The organism is Streptomyces sp. NPDC049687 (assembly GCF_044465285.1).
Classification (GTDB): Bacteria; Actinomycetota; Actinomycetes; order Streptomycetales; family Streptomycetaceae; genus Streptomyces.
Genome location: NZ_JBITLN010000014.1, coordinates 120,247 through 138,020 on the forward strand (window position 1 = coordinate 120,247; position 17,774 = coordinate 138,020).

The following is a 17,774-nucleotide window of genomic DNA, read 5'->3' on the forward strand; positions in this document are numbered from 1 at the left end:
CCCCACGGCCATGACGAGCGACACCGCCACCGACGCGCCGATAACCGGCCCCACCTCCGAGGTCGAACTGCTCATCGGCGGAATGACCTGCGCCTCCTGCGCCTCCCGCGTGGAGAAGAAGCTCAACCGCATGGAGGGCGTCACCGCGACGGTCAACTACGCGACGGAGAAGGCGAAGGTCAGCTATCCGGCGGGGATCGAGGTCGCCGATCTGATCGCGACCGTCGTACGGACCGGGTACACGGCCGAGGAGCCGGTCCACGAGGAGCCCGAGGCGGTGGCCGAGAGCGACCCCGAACTCTCGGCCCTGCGCCGACGTCTCCTCGTCTCCACGCTCCTCGCGGCACCCGTCGTCCTGCTGGCGATGATCCCGGCTCTGCAGTTCGACTCCTGGCAGTGGCTCTCGCTGACACTCGCCGCACCCGTCGTCGTCTGGGGCGGCGGGCCGATCCACCGGGCCGCCTGGACGAACCTGCGGCACGGCGCCGCCACCATGGACACGCTCGTCTCCGTGGGCACGCTGGCGGCGTTCGGCTGGTCGCTGTGGGCGCTGTTCCTCGGTGACGCGGGCATGCCCGGCATGCGGCACCCCTTCGAACTCACCGTCTCCCGCACGGACGGCGCCTCCACGATCTATCTGGAGGTCGCCGCCGGAGTCACCGCCTTCATCCTGCTCGGCCGCTATCTCGAGGGCCGCTCCAAGCGGCGCGCGGGAGCCGCGCTGAGGGCGCTGATGGAACTGGGCGCGAAGGACGTCGCCGTCCTGCGCGACGGACGGGAGACCCGGATCCCCGCCGACCGGCTGGCCGTCGGCGACCGGTTCGTCGTACGCCCCGGGGAGAAGGTCGCCACCGACGGGACGGTCGTCGAGGGCGTCTCGGCGGTCGACGCGTCGATGCTCACGGGCGAGTCCGTCCCGGTCGACGTCGGGCCGGGCGACAGCGTCACCGGCGCGACCGTGAACGCCGGCGGGCGGCTCGTCGTCGAGGCCACGCGGGTCGGCGCCGACACCCGGCTGGCGCGCATGGCACGGCTCGTCGAGGACGCGCAGAACGGCAAGGCCGAGGTACAGCGGCTGGCCGACCGGATCGCCGGGGTGTTCGTCCCCGTGGTGCTGCTGATCGCGGCCGCCACCTTCGGCGGCTGGCTCGGCGCCACCGGGGACACCGTCGCCGCGTTCACCGCGGCCGTCGCCGTGCTGATCATCGCCTGCCCGTGCGCGCTCGGCCTCGCCACGCCCACGGCCCTCCTGGTCGGCACCGGCCGCGGCGCCCAGCTCGGCATCCTCATCAAGGGCCCCGAGGTACTGGAGTCCACCCGCCGCGTCGACACCGTCGTCCTCGACAAGACCGGCACCGTCACCACCGGCCGGATGACCCTGCAGAACGTGTACGTCACCGACGACACCGACGAGAAGGAGCTGCTCCGGCTCGCGGGCGCCCTGGAGCACGCCTCCGAGCACCCGGTCGCGCGGGCGGTGGCCGCGGGCGCGGAGGAACGGGCCGGGAACCTACCGGCGGCCGAGCACTTCGAGAACGTGCCCGGGCGGGGCGTGCGGGGGCGCGTGGAGGGGTGCGAGGTGGCCGTGGGGCGGCTCTTCGAGGACCTTCCGCAGGAACTGGCCCACGCCAGGGACGAGGCCGAACGGGAGGGTCGTACGGCTGTCGTCGTCGGGTGGGACGGAGCGGCGCGCGGGGTGCTCGCGGTGGCCGACGCGGTCAAGGAGACCAGCGCCGAGGCCGTCCGGCAGCTGCGCGCGCTGGGACTCACGCCGGTGCTGCTGACCGGGGACAACCGGGCGGTGGCCGAGGCGGTCGCGGCCGCCGTCGGCATCGACGAGGTGATCGCCGAGGTGCTGCCCGAGGACAAGGTCGAGGTCGTACGGCGACTGCAGGGCGAGGGCCGGGTCGTCGCCATGGTCGGCGACGGCGTGAACGACGCGGCCGCGCTCGCCGCCGCCGATCTGGGGCTGGCCCTGGGCACGGGGACGGACGCGGCGATCGAGGCGGGCGACCTGACGCTGGTGCGCGGGGACCTGCGGGTGGCCGCGGACGCCATCCGGCTGTCCCGGCGGACACTGGCGACGATCAAGGGCAATCTGGTGTGGGCCTTCGGCTACAACGTGGCCGCGCTGCCCCTGGCCGCGGCAGGACTGCTCAACCCGATGATCGCGGGGGCGACGATGGCCTTCTCGTCGGTCTTCGTGGTGACGAACAGTCTCAGGTTGCGCACCTTTGACTGAGACCCCCTGGAGTCCTGCGCGAGCCTCACATAAGCTCTTCACAAGGCTCGCGCATCATCCTTACGCTTGGGCCTCACTCGCCGTATCCGGGCTCTTGCGCATCTAACGGACATACGCAAGAGACACAGATCACAGTGATGTGAACGTAACCACCGAAGGGGTTCGAAGGTCTAAGTTGACGGTGTCGGAAAGCGTCTTGGGGGGCGCCGACCGGCATCTGGGGATGTCTTGGGGGACTTCCTCAGAGATGCGTTGCCGGGGCACGTACACCGGGAAGCTTTGAGCGGCCCTCCTAGCGTGCGCGTCCCGGCAGATCGCACACAGCGGTAGTACGACGAGTTCTGCTCGTTTTGCTCAACCGCAGGCACAACAACCGCACCACAACCGCACATTGACACAGCGAATTCAGGCGCTGTCCTCACAACGCCCGGCCGGATCCCGTGGGGGGAATCCGCACCGGGACATGGGAAGGCGCCCTGGACGTCGGCCCGTGGGGGGACCGGCGCCAGGGCGCCTTCCGCTTTGCCGGGACCCAGGCAGCGGCTCTGCCTGGGTGGCTACGGCGGTGAGCTCAGCGCTCCTCGACCGGGACGAAGTCGCGCTCGACCACGCCCGTGTAGATCTGCCGGGGGCGGCCGATGCGGGAGCCCGGCTCCTTGATCATCTCGTGCCACTGGGCGATCCAGCCCGGGAGGCGGCCGAGGGCGAACAGGACCGTGAACATCTCGGTCGGGAAGCCCATGGCCCGGTAGATCAGGCCGGTGTAGAAGTCGACGTTCGGATAGAGGTTGCGCGAGACGAAGTAGTCGTCGGAGAGCGCGTGCTCCTCCAGCTTCAGCGCGATGTCCAGCAGCTCGTCGGACTTGCCGAGGGCCGAGAGGACGTCGTGCGCCGCCGCCTTGATGATCTTGGCGCGCGGGTCGAAGGACTTGTACACCCGGTGGCCGAAGCCCATCAGGCGGACGCCGTCCTCCTTGTTCTTCACCTTGCGGATGAAGGAGTCGACATCGCCGCCGCCCGCCTGGATGCCCTCGAGCATCTCCAGTACGGACTGGTTGGCGCCGCCGTGCAGCGGGCCCCAGAGGGCGTTGATGCCGGCCGAGATCGACGCGAACATGTTGGCCTGGGACGAGCCGACCAGGCGGACCGTGGAGGTCGAGCAGTTCTGCTCGTGGTCCGCGTGCAGGATGAGCAGCTTGTCGAGCGCGGAGACGACCACCGGGTCGAGGTCGTACTCCTGGGCGGGGACCGAGAAGGTCATGCGCAGGAAGTTCTCGACGTAGCCGAGGTCGTTGCGCGGGTAGACGAACGGGTGGCCGATCGACTTCTTGTACGCGTACGCCGCGATCGTCGGAAGCTTGGCGAGCAGCCGGATCGTGGAGAGGTTGCGCTGCTTCTCGTCGAACGGGTTGTGGCTGTCCTGGTAGAACGTGGACAGCGCGGAGACGACCGAGGACAGCATGGCCATCGGGTGGGCGTCGCGCGGGAAGCCCTTGTAGAAGTTCTTGACGTCCTCGTGCAGCAGGGTGTGCTGCGTGATGTCGTTCTTGAAGACGCTCAGCTCGTCGACGGTCGGCAGCTCGCCGTTGATGAGCAGGTAGGCGACCTCGAGGAAGGTCGACCGCTCGGCCAGCTGCTCGATCGGGTAGCCGCGGTACCGGAGGATGCCCTGCTCGCCGTCAAGGTAAGTGATGGCGGATTTATAAGCGGCGGTGTTGCCGTAGCCGCTGTCCAGGGTCACCAGACCGGTCTGGGCGCGGAGCTTCCCGATGTCGAAGCCCTTGTCGCCGACGGTGCTGTCGATCACCGGGTAGGTGTACTCGCCGTCGCCGTACCGCAGTACTACAGAGTTGTCGCTCACGTCATCCCTCACCGACGTTGTGCCTCTTCTTCGAGGTTGCCCTGACTGTCTCTACCATCCCCCATTTGGCGCAGGAGAGTGCACTCGGGGTCGACCATTGGGCTTATCGGCGGCACTCAGTGCCGCCAACTTGCTCATCCTGCCGCCTTCGTCACAGTTGCGGAAGTGCTCTGTGACCTTCGTGACTCACTTGATCGATCATTTTTTGCGATGCGTGGGAGAGCGGGTCGGTCAGGAACCCGAGAGCCGGAAGTCCAGGGCCGTGCAGCGGCGCCCCGCGGACACCGTGCGCACCGCCTGGCCGATCGCCTTGCGGGAACCGACGAGGACGACGAGCCTCTTGGCGCGGGTGACGGCCGTATACAAAAGGTTTCGCTGGAGCATCATCCATGCTCCCGTGGTGACGGGGATCACCACGGCGGGATATTCACTTCCCTGTGAACGGTGGATCGTCACCGCGTACGCGTGGGCCAGTTCGTCCAGTTCGTCGAATTCGTAGGGAACCTCCTCGTCCTCGTCCGTCAGTACCGTGAGGCGCTGGTCCACCGGATCGAGCGAGGTGACCACGCCCACGGTGCCGTTGAAGACTCCGTTCTCCCCCTTCTCGTAATTGTTGCGGATCTGGGTGACCTTGTCGCCGACACGGAAGACCCGGCCGCCGAACCGCTTCTCCGGCAGCTCGGGGCGGCCCGGGGTGATCGCCTGCTGAAGCAGCCCGTTGAGCGTGCCGGCGCCGGCCGGGCCGCGGTGCATGGGCGCGAGCACCTGCACGTCCCGGCGCGGGTCGAGGCCGAACTTCGCCGGGATCCGGCGGGCGGCCACGTCCACGGTGAGCCGGCCGGCCTCCTCCGTGTCGTCCTCGACGAACAGGAAGAAGTCCTTCATGCCGTCGGTGACCGGATGCTGCCCGGCGTTGATCCGGTGGGCGTTGGTCACCACGCCCGACTGCTGGGCCTGGCGGAACACGCGCGTGAGGCGCACGGCGGGGACCGGACTGCCGTCGGCGAGCAGGTCGCGCAGCACCTCGCCCGCGCCGACGCTGGGCAACTGGTCGACGTCCCCGACGAAGAGGAGGTGGGCACCCGGTGGTACGGCCTTCGCCAGCTTGTTGGCGAGCAGGAGGTCCAGCATCGAGGCCTCGTCGACGACGACCAGGTCGGCGTCCAGCGGGCGGTCCCGGTCGTAGGCCGCGTCGCCGCCGGGCTTGAGCTCCAGCAGCCGGTGGACCGTGGAGGCCTCGGCCCCGGTCAGCTCGGCCAGGCGCTTGGCGGCGCGGCCGGTGGGGGCGGCCAGCACCACCTTGGCCTTCTTCGCGCGGGCCAGCTCCACGATCGAGCGCACGGTGAAGGACTTGCCGCAGCCGGGGCCGCCGGTGAGGACGGCGACCTTCTCGGTGAGCGCGAGCTTGACGGCGGCTTCCTGCTCGGGGGCGAGTTCGGCGCCCGTGCGCCCCTTCAGCCAGCCGAGCGCCTTGTCCCAGGCCACGTCATGGAAGCCCGGCATCCGGTCCTCGTCGGTGCGCAGGAGGCGCAACAGCTGGGCGGACAGGGAGAGTTCGGCGCGGTGGAAGGGGACGAGATAGATCGCGGTCACCTCCTCGCCGTGCTCGCCGGGCACCTTCTCCCGTACGACACCGGGTTCACCGGAGTCCTCGTCCGGCTGGGCCAGCTCGGCGAGGCACTCGATGACCAGGCCGGTGTCGACCTGGAGCAGCTTCACCGCGTCGGCGATCAGCCGCTCCTCGGGCAGATAGCAGTGGCCCTGGTCGGTGGACTGGGACAGCGCGTACTGCAGGCCCGCCTTGACGCGCTCCGGGCTGTCGTGCGGGATGCCGACGGACTGGGCGATCTTGTCGGCGGTGAGGAAGCCGATGCCCCAGACGTCGGCGGCGAGCCGGTAGGGCTGGTTCTTCACCACGGAGATGGAGGCGTCGCCGTACTTCTTGTAGATGCGCACGGCGATGGAGGTGGACACCTCGACGGTCTGGAGGAAGAGCATGACCTCCTTGATCGCCTTCTGCTCCTCCCAGGCGTCGGCGATCTTCTTCGTGCGCTTGGGGCCGAGGCCGGGGACCTCGACGAGCCGCTTGGGCTCCTCCTCGATGATCTTCAAGGTGTCCATGCCGAAGTGCTGGGTGATGCGGTCGGCGAAGACCGGACCGATGCCCTTGACCAGGCCCGACCCCAGATAGCGGCGGATGCCCTGGATGGTGGCCGGCAGGACCGTCGTGTAGTTCTCCACGGTGAACTGCTTGCCGTACTGCGGGTGGGAGCCCCAGCGGCCCTCCATCCGCAGCGACTCGCCGACCTGGGCGCCGAGCAGCGCGCCGACCACCGTGAGGAGGTCGCCGGCGCCTCGGCCGGTGTCGACCCGGGCGACCGTGTAGCCGTTCTCCTCATTGGCGTACGTGATGCGCTCCAGCACGCCTTCCAGCGTGGCCAGTCGCCGCTCGCCCGTCTGGGACGCCCCCGCCTGATCGGTCATGATCCGACGGTACCGCCCGGCACCGACAACTCACTCGGCCTGCGCGACCACGTGGTCGATCACCTTCTGGAAGTCCTCGGTCGGGGAGAACTCGACGAACTCGCAGTCCTCCAGGGCCAAGGGGATGTGGCCGGGCGCCCAGTAGTACGTCTCCCCCTCCTCGTAGACCTTCTCGCCCTCGGCCGTGAGCATCCGCAGCCGGCCCTTCACCAGGTGGCCCCAGTGCGGGCACTGGCACGCGTCGTCGGGCAGGCCCTTGAGCGCGGGACCCATGTCGGTGCCCTGCGGCAGGCGGATGTAACTGACGGACATACCACCCCCGATCGGCGTGCTGCGCACTTCCACCCGTCGCCCTCGAGCACCACGGGGATGTCGTTCCGGGTGGCCGACGTCATGGCTCCTCCGCTTCCGGCCCCTCGGGGACCTCGGGGAAACGACCTCCGCATCTCCAGCCTGCGCCGCCCCCTGGCGGCCCGCGACGTCACGATCCGGTCTCAGAGGCTTGCGTACTCGCGTGTAATCGATTCCAATCCTCCGTACACATCGATGTAATCGATTCCACAGCATCCACGAGGAGGTGGAGCGGCGATGGCGAGCATCAAGGACGTCGCTGCCGAGGCGGGGGTCTCCGTCGCCACGGTGTCGCGGGTCCTGAACGACCATCCGTCGGTCAGCGAGGACGCACGCACGCGCGTGCTGGCCGCCGTCCAGGCGCTGGGCTACCGCCCTAACGCCGTCGCCAGGTCGCTGCGCACCGACCAGACCCACACACTCGGCCTGGTCATCAGCGATGTGATGAACCCGTACTTCACCGAACTGGCCCGCTCCGTGGAGGAGGAGGCCCGAGCGCTCGGCTACAGCGTGATCATCGGCAACGCCGACGAGCGGCCCGACCTCCAGGACCACCACGTACGGACCCTGCTGGACCGCCGGATCGACGGCCTGCTCGTCTCCCCCACGGACGGCGGCTCCCCGCTGATGCTGGACGCCGCGCGCGCGGGCACGCCGATGGTGTTCGTCGACCGGTGGATCCCGGGCGTGGACGTGCCCGTGGTCCGGGCGGACGGGCGGGCCGCCGTACGGGACCTCGTGGCGCATCTGCACGGGCTCGGGCACCGGCGGCTCGCCATCATCGCGGGCCCCGCCGCCACCACCACCGGCAGCGAGCGCGTCGAGGCCTTCCGGGCCGCCATGGCCGAGTACGGGCTTCCCCTGCCGGACGCCTACATCGGCCAGGGCGACTTCCAGGCCGAGAGCGGACGCCGGGTCACCGAGGGATTCCTCGACCTGCCCGAACCGCCCGAGGTCGTCTTCGCCGCCGACAACCTGATGGCGCTCGGCGCGCTGGACGCCGTACGCGCGCGTGGGTTGCGGGTTCCCGACGACCTCGCGCTCGCCGCGTTCGACGACATCCCGTGGTTCGTGCACACCGATCCGCCGGTCACCGCGATCGCCCAGCCCACGGGCGAGCTGGGCCGGGCCGCCGTACGGGCCCTGGTCGACCGCATCGAGGGACGGCCCCCGCAGTCCGTCACCTTCGCCGCCCGTCTCGTCGCACGCCGGTCCTGCGGCGAGGCGCCGACCTCTTCGGAGTCACCCGCAACGAACAGGAGCCAGTCGTGAGCAACGCGGACGAGTTGCTGCGCATCGAAGGCATACGCAAGACCTTCCCCGGTGTGGTCGCGCTCGACGGCGTCGACTTCGATCTGCGCCGGGGCGAGGTGCATGTGCTGCTCGGTGAGAACGGCGCGGGCAAGAGCACCCTGATCAAGATGCTCTCCGGCGCCTACCGCCCCGACGCCGGGCGGATCCTGGCCGGCGGCGAGGAGGTGCGCATCCATGGTGCTCAGGACTCCGCGCGCCTCGGGATCGCCACCATCTACCAGGAGTTCAACCTCGTACCCGATCTGACGGTCGCCGAGAACATCTTCCTGGGGCGGCAGCCGCGGCGCCTCGGAATGATCGACCGGAAGAGGATGGAGGCCGAGGCCGCCGTTCTGCTGGAGCGGGTCGGCGTCAGCGTGTCGCCACGCGCGCGCGTGCGTGAACTCGGCATCGCACGGCTGCAGATGGTCGAGATCGCCAAGGCTCTCAGCCTCGACGCGCGCGTGCTGATCATGGACGAGCCGACCGCCGTGCTGACCTCCGAGGAGGTCGAGAAGCTCTTCGCCATCGTGCGCAGGCTGCGCGAGGACGGGGTCGGCATCGTCTTCATCACCCACCACCTGGAGGAGATCGCGGCCCTCGGCGACCGGGTCACGGTCATCCGGGACGGCAGGTCGGTCGGCCAGGTGCCCGCCGCCACGCCCGAGGACGAGCTCGTGCGGCTCATGGTGGGCCGTTCCATCGAGCAGCAGTACCCGCGCGAGCGCGCCGACCGGGGCCCCGCCCTGCTGTCCGTCGAGGGGCTCACCCGCGACGGCGTCTTCCACGACGTCAGCTTCGAGGTGCATGCCGGTGAGGTCGTCGGTGTCGCCGGGCTCGTCGGCGCCGGCCGCACCGAGGTGGTGCGGGCCGTGTTCGGCGCCGACCCGTACGACAGGGGAGCCGTGAAGGTCTCCGGCACCCCGGTCGCCCGGCACGACGTCAGCGCGGCGATGACCGCGGGGATCGGCCTGGTGCCCGAGGACCGCAAGGGCCAGGGCCTGGTGCTGGACGCCTCCGTCGAGGAGAACCTCGGGCTGGTGACCATGCGGTCGGCCACCCGGGCCGGGCTCGTCGACCTCAGGGGGCAGCACGAGGCGGCCGAGCGGATCGCCGGGCAGCTGGGCGTGCGAATGGCCGGGCTCCACCAGCATGTCCGCACCCTGTCCGGCGGCAACCAGCAGAAGGTCGTCATCGGCAAGTGGCTGCTCGCCGACACCAAGGTGCTGATCCTCGACGAGCCGACGCGCGGCATCGACGTCGGCGCCAAGGTCGAGATCTACCAGCTCGTCAACGAACTCACCGCTCAGGGTGCCGCCGTCCTGATGATCTCCAGCGACCTTCCCGAGGTGCTCGGCATGAGCGACCGGGTGCTGGTGATGGCGCAGGGCCGGATCGCCGGCGAACTCGCCGCCGAGGAGGCCACCCAGGACTCCGTGATGGCACTCGCCGTCAGCAACCCTACGACCGACAAGGAGGTCGCTCGTGGCCACTGAGACCCTCAAGAGCACAACGGGCGCCGGTGGCGCCGCGGCGGTCCGCCGTCTGCTCCTCGACAACGGCGCGCTCACCGCGCTGATCGTCCTCGTCGTCGCCATGTCGGCGCTGTCGGGCGACTTCCTGACCACGGACAATCTGCTCAACGTGGGCGTCCAGGCGGCCGTGACCGCCATCCTCGCCTTCGGCGTGACCTTCGTGATCGTCTCGGCCGGCATCGACCTGTCGGTCGGGTCCGTCGCCGCGCTGTCGGCCACCGTGCTGGCCTGGAGCGCCACCCAGCACGGCGTGCCGGTCGCGGTGGCGGTCGTCCTCGCCGTCGCCACCGGTGTCGCGGCCGGTCTGGTGAACGGTTTCCTCATCGCCTACGGCAAGCTGCCGCCGTTCATCGCGACGCTCGCGATGCTGTCGGTGGGCCGTGGTCTGTCGCTGGTGATCTCCGAGGGTTCCCCGATCGCCCTCCCCGACTCGGTCTCGCATCTCGGTGACACGCTCGGCGGCTGGCTGCCGGTGCCGGTGCTGGTCATGGTCGTCATGGGGCTCGTCGCGGCGTTCGTGCTCGGCCGGACGTACATCGGCCGTTCGATGTACGCCATCGGGGGCAACGAGGAAGCGGCACGTCTGTCCGGCCTGCGGGTGAAGAAGCAGAAGCTGGCGATCTACGCCCTGTCCGGGGTGTTCGCGGCCGTCGCGGGCGTCGTGCTCGCCGCCCGGCTGTCCTCCGCGCAGCCCCAGGCCGCCGACGGCTACGAGCTGGACGCGATCGCCGCGGTCGTCATCGGCGGCGCCTCCCTCGCGGGGGGTACGGGCAAGGCCTCGGGCACCCTGATCGGCGCGCTGATCCTGGCGGTGCTGCGCAACGGCCTGAACCTGCTGAACGTCTCCGCCTTCTGGCAGCAGGTCGTCATCGGTGTCGTCATCGCGCTCGCGGTGCTGCTGGACACGGTGCGCCGCAAGGCCGGGGCGGTTCCGACGGCATCCGGTACCGGTGGCGACAAGGGGCGGCAGGCGGTGACGTACGGTCTGGCGGCCGTGGTCACCGTGGCGATCGTCGGCGCGACCTCCTTCCTGCACGGCGGCACGTCCTCGGCGTCCACCCCGAAGGTCGGCCTGGCCCTCTCCACCCTCAACAACCCGTTCTTCGTGCAGATCCAGTCGGGCGCGAAGGCCGAGGCGAGGAAGCTGGGCGTGGACCTTACGGTCACCGACGCGCAGAACGACGCCTCCCAGCAGGCCAACCAGCTGCAGAACTTCACCAGTTCCGGCTTCGACTCGATCATCGTCAACCCGGTCGACTCGGACGCGGCGAGCAACTCGGTACAGGCCGCCGGCAAGGCGAAGATCCCGGTCATCGCGGTCGACCGGGGCGTCAACAAGGCCACTGTGGACGCGCTGGTCGCCTCGGACAACGTGGCCGGCGGTGAGCTGGCCGCGAAGACGGTCGCCGAGAAGCTAGGCGGCACCGGCAAGATCGTGATCCTTCAGGGCCAGGCGGGCACCTCCGCGGCCCGGGAGCGGGCGGAAGGTTTCGCCAAGGGGCTGAAGGCCTACCCCGGCATCCAGGTGCTGGCCCAGCAGCCGGCCGACTTCGACCGAGCCAAGGGACTCGACGTGATGTCGAACCTGCTCCAGGCCCACCCGGACGTCCAGGGCGTGATCGCCGCCAACGACGAGATGGCGCTCGGCGCGATCAAGGCGCTGGGCTCCAAGGCCGGCAAGTCGGTGCAGGTCGTCGGCTTCGACGGAACCCCGGACGGGCTCAAGGCCGTTGAACAGGGGACGCTGTACGCGTCCGTGGCGCAGCAGCCCTCCCAGCTGGGGAAGATCGCCGTGGACAACGCGCTGAAGGCGTCGCAGGGCAAGAAGGTCGAGGAGACGGTGAAGGTGCCGGTGAAGGTGGTCACGAAGGAGAACGTGGCCGGGTTCAGCGGCTGAGAACGGCAACGCCGGCAGGGCTAGGGCGTGTGGTGAAAGTCCCGCCCGCCCGGCCCGCTTGATTGGGGAGTCACTCATGTACGACTACGACCTGTTGGTCGTAGGGTCGGCCAACGCCGACCTGGTGATCGGTGTCGAGCGCAGGCCGGCGGCCGGTGAGACGGTCCTCGGCTCCGACCTGGCCGTCCACCCCGGCGGCAAGGGCGCGAACCAGGCCGTCGCGGCCGCGCGCCTCGGAGCCCGTACGGCCCTGCTGGCCCGGGTCGGCGACGACGCGTACGGCCGGCTGCTGCTCGACTCGCAGCGTGCGGCCGGGGTCGACACGGTGGGCGTGCTGGTGGGCGGAGCGCCGACCGGGGTCGCGCTGATCACGGTGGATCCGTCGGGCGACAACAGCATCGTCGTGTCCCCGGGCGCGAACGGGCGCCTGACGCCGCAGGACGTCATGGCCGCCGCCTGCCTCTTCCAGACCTCCCGGGTGGTGTCGGCGCAGCTGGAGATCCCGCTGGAGACGGTCGTGGCGGTGGCGGCGAGTCTGGCACCCGGCAGCCGCTTCGTCCTGAACCCCTCCCCTCCCCGTCCGTTGCCCGCCGTGGTGCTCGCGGCCTGCGATCCGCTGATCGTCAACGAGCACGAGGCGAAGGTGATCCTCGGTGAGGCGTACGACGTGTCTTCGGGGCCCGAGGACTGGGCGCGGATCCTGCTCGCGAAGGGGCCGCGGTCGGTGGTCGTCACGCTGGGTGCCGAGGGTGCCCTGGTGGCGTCGGCGGAGGCGGGCGTCGCGCGGGTCCCGTCCGTGAAGGTGGAGGCCGTGGACACGACGGGCGCGGGCGACTCCTTCACGGCGGCGCTGGCCTGGAAGCTGGGCACGGGTGCGTCGCTCGTGGAGGCGGCGGCCTACGCGGCGCGCGTGGGGGCGGCGGCCGTGACCCGGCGGGGCGCGCAGGAGTCGTTCCCGACGGCGGAGGAGGTGGCCGCGCTGTGAAGAAGACGGGAATCCTCAACCGTCATCTCTGCGGGGCGCTGGCCGAGTTGGGGCACGGGGACGGGGTGCTGGTGTGCGACGCCGGTATGCCGATACCGGACGGACCGCGCGTGGTCGACCTGGCGTTCCGGGCGGGCGTGCCGTCCTTCGCCGAGGTGGTGGGGGGGCTGCTGGAGGAACTGGTGGTGGAGGGAGCCACGGCGGCCTCCGAGGTACGGGAGGCGAATCCGGCGGCGGCCGGGCTGCTGGGTGGCCATTTCCCCGGGCTGGCGCTGGTCCCGCACGAGGAGCTGAAGAGGCTGTCGTCGGGGGCGCGTCTGGTGGTGCGGACGGGCGAGGCACGGCCGTACGCGAATGTGCTGCTGCGGTGCGGGGTGTTCTTCTGACCCGCTGACCTGCGGAAAGCTTCGAGGGGCCCGGTCCGTCGACCGGGCCCCTCGGCTTGCCCCCTCCAACTATCAGAACCCCCGCGATCCCCCCGGATCCCCCTCCAGAAGTCCTGATGCCATGTACGACACGCGTGGGGCGGGGAGGGTTGCACGGCTTCCGGAAAATTTCTGACACGCCGTGCGACATGAACTGCGGAGCGAACGAAACACGCCACTGATACACGCCAGACGCACCAAACACCATCGCGTCCATTGCATCACTTACGGTGAACCATGCAGGTCAAAGCGGCGATTCAGGCAAATCACCCCCCATGATGTGGTCGTTCCCCCACCCCTCCCACGAGGAGCACGACCATGCCCGAGAACACCGAGCCCGAGATCGGCCCGTTCACCATCGGCGACCCGCTCGCCTCCCCCAGCAACCCGGTCGAGGTACCGGACCGCGACGACGAGTGGACCGTCCCCAACGGCTTCACTTGGGTCTTCCACGGCGAGGGCAACCGCCATCTCACCCGGCCGGTGATCATCGCCGACGGCTTCAACCACGGCAAGAGCGACCTCAAGAAGCTCTACGAATTCCTCGAGGGCGAGGAGTACGGCTTCCTCGGCGCACTCCGCCGGCGCGGCATGGACGTGATCCTGCTGGGCTTCAACGACCGCACGGCGTCCATCCTGGAGAACGCGCAAGCCGCCGAGGCGACCATCCATGAAGCCATGGCCCGTCGCGTCGGCGACCACCGGCTGGTCGTGGGCGGCTTCAGCATGGGCGGCCTGGTCACCCGCTACGCCCTCGCCAAGATGGAGAGCGAGCACAGGGACCACCAGACCGGGGTGTACTTCTCCTACGACACCCCGCACCGCGGTGCCTCGATCCCCGTCGGTGTCCAGGCGTTCTCCTACCTGCTCCCCCGCGGCCTGGACCTCAAGCCCCACCCCTTCACCCAGCAGATGGACAGCCCGGCCGCGCGGCAGATGTTGTGGCAGCACTACGACAACAAGACCGGGAAGACCGGCGTCGCCCCGGAGCGCGAGGCGCTGCTGACCGCACTCGACCAGGTCCGCCACTGGCCGCAGATCCCGCTCAAGGTGGCCGTCGCCAACGGCCGCGGCGACGGCGTCGGACTGCCCGAGGTCAAGGCCGGTGAGGTCGCGCTGCGGCTCGACGTCCGCTACCCCGGCACCACCTTCTACACCCAGGCCCGGGGAGACGACGTGACGGTCGCCTACCTGAAGCGAACGTTCCCGGCGACCGAGAAGACCATCACGACCAACGGCTTCCCCGAGTTGGACGGCGCACCCGGCGGCACGCTCACGACGTACGCGATCCTCGCCAAGGCGATCGAGGAGGCCGGCGGGGAGGCGGATCTGCGGCACGCCGAGGTGTGCTTCGTCCCCTCGGTCAGCGCGGTCGACATCCTGGACTTCGAGAAGCAGGAGGACCTGTACGCCAAGGTCGACGACCTGGAGCCGGAGAGGAGTGGGCTGGACGCGTTCCTCTGCTCGCCCACGACGACAGAGCACACCCTCCCGACGGAGGATCTGTGCACCTGGCTGATGGAGCACTTCGAGATGTGACCCGCGCCCGCCGATCTCAACCCGGCGGGAGCATCGAGGGTCGGACGGCGTGGTCATACCGGGAGGAACTCGGCCACCGCTCGGTCCGTCGCACGGCCGCCGGATAGCCTGTGCTGGGCATCCGGCGGCTGCCCGCCTTTCGCTGCCACGGCGGCCGGGCCGCTGTTCTTTCACTCCTCCCGCTGCGGGGCGCGCCCCCCTCTGCTCTCCGCGACCCGCTTGATGTCGCGGAGGGACTCACAGAGCCGCCGCGCGAGGTAGCGCAGTTCCCCGGCGGTAGCGCTGTGTTCCGTGAGGAGAACGTCGGCGTGGCGCAGGAGCGCGTCCGCCATGCCGAGTTGAATGCTCTCGATCTCGTCCGCGAGGCGGGAGACACGGCCCGTGCCGTCGCCGATCACGTAGCAGGGTTTGCCTTCGGGGCTCGGCCAGGGCAGCAGCCGTGCGCCGTTCACTCCTCGTCCCCGGTACGGGGAAGGAACAGGGAGCCGACACCCACTCCGAGCGCCCGGGGCGGTGGGCTCGGCGGGCAGGTGACCGGGGCGGGTTCCACGCGGCGGCACTTGGACCGCACGGCGAAGAACCTTCGGAACGGCTTGAGTGACCTGGCGATGAAGGCGGACACGTCAGCCTGCTTTCTCTCGGTTGCGCTCTGTCGTGAATCCCTCACAGAGTGCGGTCGACCGCCGCTACGCTGCCAGTACCTGAGGGTTGACAAAGCGCACGTCAAGTTGGGGGTCGGCAGGGTGGCGAAGACTCGAACGCCGCGAACGCAGCGGGAGAAGTACGGCGAGGAACTGAGGCTGCGCCGGACAGCCACGGGCCTCACGCAGGAGGAACTCGGCGACCAGGTCGTGTGCTCGCCCACACTGATCAGCCACTTCGAGGCCGGGAGGCGGCTGCCGAAACCGGATGACGCACAGCGGATCGATCGGGCGCTGGGGACGGACGGGTTCTTCGCCCGGTGGCTGGAGGACCTTGAGTCCAAGTACGCGGACCACTTCGCGGCCGTGGCCGAGCTGGAGCAACAGGCCACGCTCATCCAGCAGTTCGCGCTCTCTCTCGTACCGGGCGTGTTCCAGACCGACGGCTATGCGCGTGCCTTGTTCCGCGCATACCGGCCGAACCACACGGTGGAGGAACTTGACGAAGCCGTTGTCATTCGAACACAGCGTGCCCGGATTCTCGACGTGCCGTTGAAGCCCGTCGTCTGGACACTGCTCGACGAGTCCGTACTGCGGCGCCCCGTCGGCGGCCCCCAGGTCATGGCCGAGCAACTGCACAAGATCGGGGATCTTGCGGAGGCGGGGCGGGTGCGGCTGCATGTGCTTCCCTACGGCGTCGGGGCACACGCGCTGCAGCAGAGCTACCTCACACTCATGAGCTTCGAGGACGCCGCCCCGGTGGCCTATGTCGAGGCCTTTCTCACCGGCCACTTGATGGACGACCCGGCGCTGGTGGCAGCCAGTCAGACCTCATACGCTCTGGCACTGAGCGACGCTTTGTCGCGGCAGGAGTCACTGGCCCTCGTCAGAGCGGCGGCGGAGGAACATGCGCACGGTCAGCGGTGAACCCATGGGGTGGTACAAGTCCAGCTACAGCGGCGGAGATCAGGGCGACTGCCTGGAAGTCGCCCGTCACAACGCCGCCGTACCCGTCCGCGACAGCAAGGCCGCCGGCGGTCCAACGGTGCTGTTCTCGGCTTGCAGTTGGTCAGCGTTCGTCACCGCGCTGAAGGACGGGAACCTGCCCTCCCAGCAGCGGTCCTGAGGTAGGTGCCGAGCCTCTCGAGTGCCGTCCAGGCCGCTGAGTCCGTTCCGTCCCCGAAGGAATAGTGGAGGGCGGGGCGGCCAGGCGAGCCGAGTTGGCGCGGCTGTGCCGTGACGGGTGCGCGCAGGGCGTGAGTGAGGCCGACCTTGCGCACGTCGCGTGGCCCCAGGGTGAACGAAACCGGGAGGGGCGGCGCCTCCAGGTGTGGCGGCATGGTCAGGTCGGCACGGGCGGCACGGACGGTGGCGAGCATCGTCGTCAGGCCGTGTTCTGTGACGAGGGTGGCGGCGAGGGACTCCAGGGTGTCGAGGGGCATGTGCTGAGGGCGGTCGTAGCCGAGGGCGAGGGTTATCTCTTCGGCAACGCCTGCTGTCGTACGGGAGATGCGGTGCGTGGCGATGGCCGGACGGTCGGGGGCGCCCACGGCGACGAGGTGGGTGGGGGCGGGGGCCCGGTCACGGGCGAAGTCGGTCAACCGGTCTGGTGACCACGGCAGGTTGACCGGCTCGGCCGTTCCCCAGCCGGCGGGCGGGGAACCGGTGAGGTGGCGCCAGGCCGCCTCCAGCGCACGACCGAGGACGAGCCGCTCGTCGGGCGGGTGCACCGTGCGGAACGCGAGGGTGAGCTGCCGCTGCTCGGTGGGGGCGGCTCCTGCGGTGAAGGCGTCGGCGAGCGTGCCGTCGGTCGGCAGGAACGTACCTTCCCGCCAAGCCAGCCGTGCCCCGGACAGACCGTCGTAATAGCCCCCGCTCGAATCCTGCACGACCCAGCGGTTGGGTGCTCCGCCGAGGGCGGTGCGTAGGGGCAGGGTGAGGCGGACATGGAGAGGCGTGACGAGGTGGAGGGCGCGGTTCGACTGCGCCGTGGCGCGCAGGACGTCGGAGAGCCAGGCGGTCAGTGGGAGGAGTGCTCGGTCGGAGAGGACGACCGCGGTCGAGTCGGTCAGCGCGTCGACGGTCGGGAAAGCCTGGATGCCGGGAGGCTCGTCGGGGACGGTGACCCGCGCCGTGTGGGCCGCTGCGGGCGGCCAGGTGGTCCCGCCGAGCAACATCGTCAGACGCCCGCACACCGATCCCGCCAGCGGCTCCGCCTCCGGGGCCGCCGTGGAGGCACGCACCTCGGTCCACCAGTACGGCGGCTCGGCAGCGGCCACTTCAGCGCCCAGGAGGCGCCGTACCTCCCCCGGCACATAGACGAGCAGCGGAGCCTCCACGGAAACCAGCCGACGCCCCTCCGCCGTACACAGGTGCACCACGGCCCCGTCATCGGTGGCCGTCAACTCCAGATCGGGGCCGCCGGCGTGGAGAGCGGCCAGGAGTGATTGCGTGTCGGGCATCTTGGGGGTGAGGGCTATGACGTCCTTGGTCATGTTGTGGTCTCCCCCGGCGCGGTGCG

General features: G+C 69.9%; 14 protein-coding genes. 9 read left to right on the forward strand and 5 right to left on the reverse strand.

The features are described from left to right. The first annotated feature begins 10 nt into the window (after nucleotides 1-10). Complete coding sequence (locus ACIBVL_RS34450) at nucleotides 11-2,242, forward strand: heavy metal translocating P-type ATPase (protein WP_399103563.1); 2,232 nt, start codon at nucleotides 11-13, stop codon at nucleotides 2,240-2,242. A gap of 571 nt (nucleotides 2,243-2,813) precedes the next feature. On the opposite strand, the gene ACIBVL_RS34455 is transcribed toward ACIBVL_RS34450, so the two are convergent. From ACIBVL_RS34455 to ACIBVL_RS34465, 3 genes are all read right to left on the reverse strand, one after another. Further along, entirely contained in the window at nucleotides 2,814-4,103 is a 1,290-nt protein-coding gene (locus ACIBVL_RS34455) for a citrate synthase (protein WP_399103564.1), read from the reverse strand. A gap of 231 nt (nucleotides 4,104-4,334) precedes the next feature. Then, a complete protein-coding gene (locus ACIBVL_RS34460) occupies nucleotides 4,335-6,587 on the reverse strand; it encodes an ATP-dependent RecD-like DNA helicase (RefSeq protein WP_399103565.1) in 2,253 nt (750 codons plus the stop codon). Between the two features lie 30 nt (nucleotides 6,588-6,617). Next, nucleotides 6,618-6,899, reverse strand: coding sequence for a hypothetical protein (locus ACIBVL_RS34465; RefSeq protein WP_399103567.1), 282 nt, complete (start codon nucleotides 6,897-6,899; stop codon nucleotides 6,618-6,620). Between the two features lie 276 nt (nucleotides 6,900-7,175). Here ACIBVL_RS34465 and ACIBVL_RS34470 point away from each other — a divergent pair, with 276 nt between their 5' ends. The 6 genes from ACIBVL_RS34470 (at nucleotide 7,176) to ACIBVL_RS34495 (ending at nucleotide 14,612) form a co-directional block, all read left to right on the forward strand. After that, complete coding sequence (locus tag ACIBVL_RS34470) at nucleotides 7,176-8,210, forward strand: LacI family DNA-binding transcriptional regulator (RefSeq protein WP_399103569.1); 1,035 nt, start codon at nucleotides 7,176-7,178, stop codon at nucleotides 8,208-8,210. Continuing rightward, complete coding sequence (locus tag ACIBVL_RS34475; RefSeq protein WP_399103571.1) at nucleotides 8,207-9,727, forward strand: sugar ABC transporter ATP-binding protein; 1,521 nt, start codon at nucleotides 8,207-8,209, stop codon at nucleotides 9,725-9,727. The genes ACIBVL_RS34470 and ACIBVL_RS34475 overlap by 4 nt, the downstream gene beginning before the upstream one ends. Continuing rightward, nucleotides 9,717-11,663 (forward strand): substrate-binding domain-containing protein, encoded by a 1,947-nt coding sequence (locus tag ACIBVL_RS34480; RefSeq protein ID WP_399103573.1) that lies wholly within the window; start codon nucleotides 9,717-9,719, stop codon nucleotides 11,661-11,663. Before ACIBVL_RS34475 ends, ACIBVL_RS34480 begins: the two co-directional genes overlap by 11 nt. Nucleotides 11,664-11,739: 76 nt before the next feature. Continuing rightward, the gene (locus ACIBVL_RS34485) at nucleotides 11,740-12,648 is read left to right on the forward strand and encodes a ribokinase (RefSeq protein WP_399103575.1); all 909 of its coding nucleotides are present in this window, start codon (nucleotides 11,740-11,742) and stop codon (nucleotides 12,646-12,648) included. Then, the gene (rbsD, locus tag ACIBVL_RS34490) at nucleotides 12,645-13,034 is read left to right on the forward strand and encodes a D-ribose pyranase (RefSeq protein WP_399103577.1); all 390 of its coding nucleotides are present in this window, start codon (nucleotides 12,645-12,647) and stop codon (nucleotides 13,032-13,034) included. Before ACIBVL_RS34485 ends, rbsD begins: the two co-directional genes overlap by 4 nt. 357 nt (nucleotides 13,035-13,391) lie before the next feature. Continuing rightward, on the forward strand, nucleotides 13,392-14,612 hold the full coding sequence (locus tag ACIBVL_RS34495) for an esterase/lipase family protein (RefSeq protein WP_399103579.1): 1,221 nt from the start codon (nucleotides 13,392-13,394) through the stop codon (nucleotides 14,610-14,612). Between the two features lie 170 nt (nucleotides 14,613-14,782). Here the strand turns inward: ACIBVL_RS34495 and ACIBVL_RS34500 are convergent, their stop codons facing one another. Then, nucleotides 14,783-15,064, reverse strand: coding sequence for a hypothetical protein (locus ACIBVL_RS34500; RefSeq protein WP_399103581.1), 282 nt, complete (start codon nucleotides 15,062-15,064; stop codon nucleotides 14,783-14,785). A 291-nt stretch (nucleotides 15,065-15,355) separates the two neighbouring features. Here ACIBVL_RS34500 and ACIBVL_RS34505 point away from each other — a divergent pair, with 291 nt between their 5' ends. Together ACIBVL_RS34505 and ACIBVL_RS34510 are read left to right on the forward strand one after the other, a co-directional pair. Then, on the forward strand, nucleotides 15,356-16,180 hold the full coding sequence (locus ACIBVL_RS34505; protein ID WP_399103721.1) for a Scr1 family TA system antitoxin-like transcriptional regulator: 825 nt from the start codon (nucleotides 15,356-15,358) through the stop codon (nucleotides 16,178-16,180). Between the two features lie 4 nt (nucleotides 16,181-16,184). Continuing rightward, entirely contained in the window at nucleotides 16,185-16,379 is a 195-nt protein-coding gene (locus tag ACIBVL_RS34510) for a DUF397 domain-containing protein (RefSeq protein WP_399103583.1), read from the forward strand. Here ACIBVL_RS34510 and ACIBVL_RS34515 read toward each other — a convergent pair. Continuing rightward, nucleotides 16,333-17,748, reverse strand: a complete 1,416-nt coding sequence (locus ACIBVL_RS34515) for a DUF6177 family protein (RefSeq protein WP_399103585.1) — start codon at nucleotides 17,746-17,748, stop codon at nucleotides 16,333-16,335. The two genes, ACIBVL_RS34510 and ACIBVL_RS34515, sit on opposite strands and share 47 nt — an antisense overlap. Nucleotides 17,749-17,774: the final 26 nt, after the last annotated feature.

What these genes read in the sequence shown, in the direction of transcription:
- ACIBVL_RS34450 (WP_399103563.1), top strand. Translation starts at nt 11, where the DNA reads ATGACGAGCGACACCGCCACCGACGCGCCGATAACCGGCCCCACCTCC.
- ACIBVL_RS34460 (WP_399103565.1), bottom strand. Translation starts at nt 6,587, where the DNA reads ATGACCGATCAGGCGGGGGCGTCCCAGACGGGCGAGCGGCGACTGGCC.
- ACIBVL_RS34465 (WP_399103567.1), bottom strand. Translation starts at nt 6,899, where the DNA reads ATGTCCGTCAGTTACATCCGCCTGCCGCAGGGCACCGACATGGGTCCC.
- ACIBVL_RS34470 (WP_399103569.1), top strand. Translation starts at nt 7,176, where the DNA reads ATGGCGAGCATCAAGGACGTCGCTGCCGAGGCGGGGGTCTCCGTCGCC.
- ACIBVL_RS34485 (WP_399103575.1), top strand. Translation starts at nt 11,740, where the DNA reads ATGTACGACTACGACCTGTTGGTCGTAGGGTCGGCCAACGCCGACCTG.
- ACIBVL_RS34495 (WP_399103579.1), top strand. Translation starts at nt 13,392, where the DNA reads ATGCCCGAGAACACCGAGCCCGAGATCGGCCCGTTCACCATCGGCGAC.
- ACIBVL_RS34510 (WP_399103583.1), top strand. Translation starts at nt 16,185, where the DNA reads ATGGGGTGGTACAAGTCCAGCTACAGCGGCGGAGATCAGGGCGACTGC.
- ACIBVL_RS34515 (WP_399103585.1), bottom strand. Translation starts at nt 17,748, where the DNA reads ATGACCAAGGACGTCATAGCCCTCACCCCCAAGATGCCCGACACGCAA.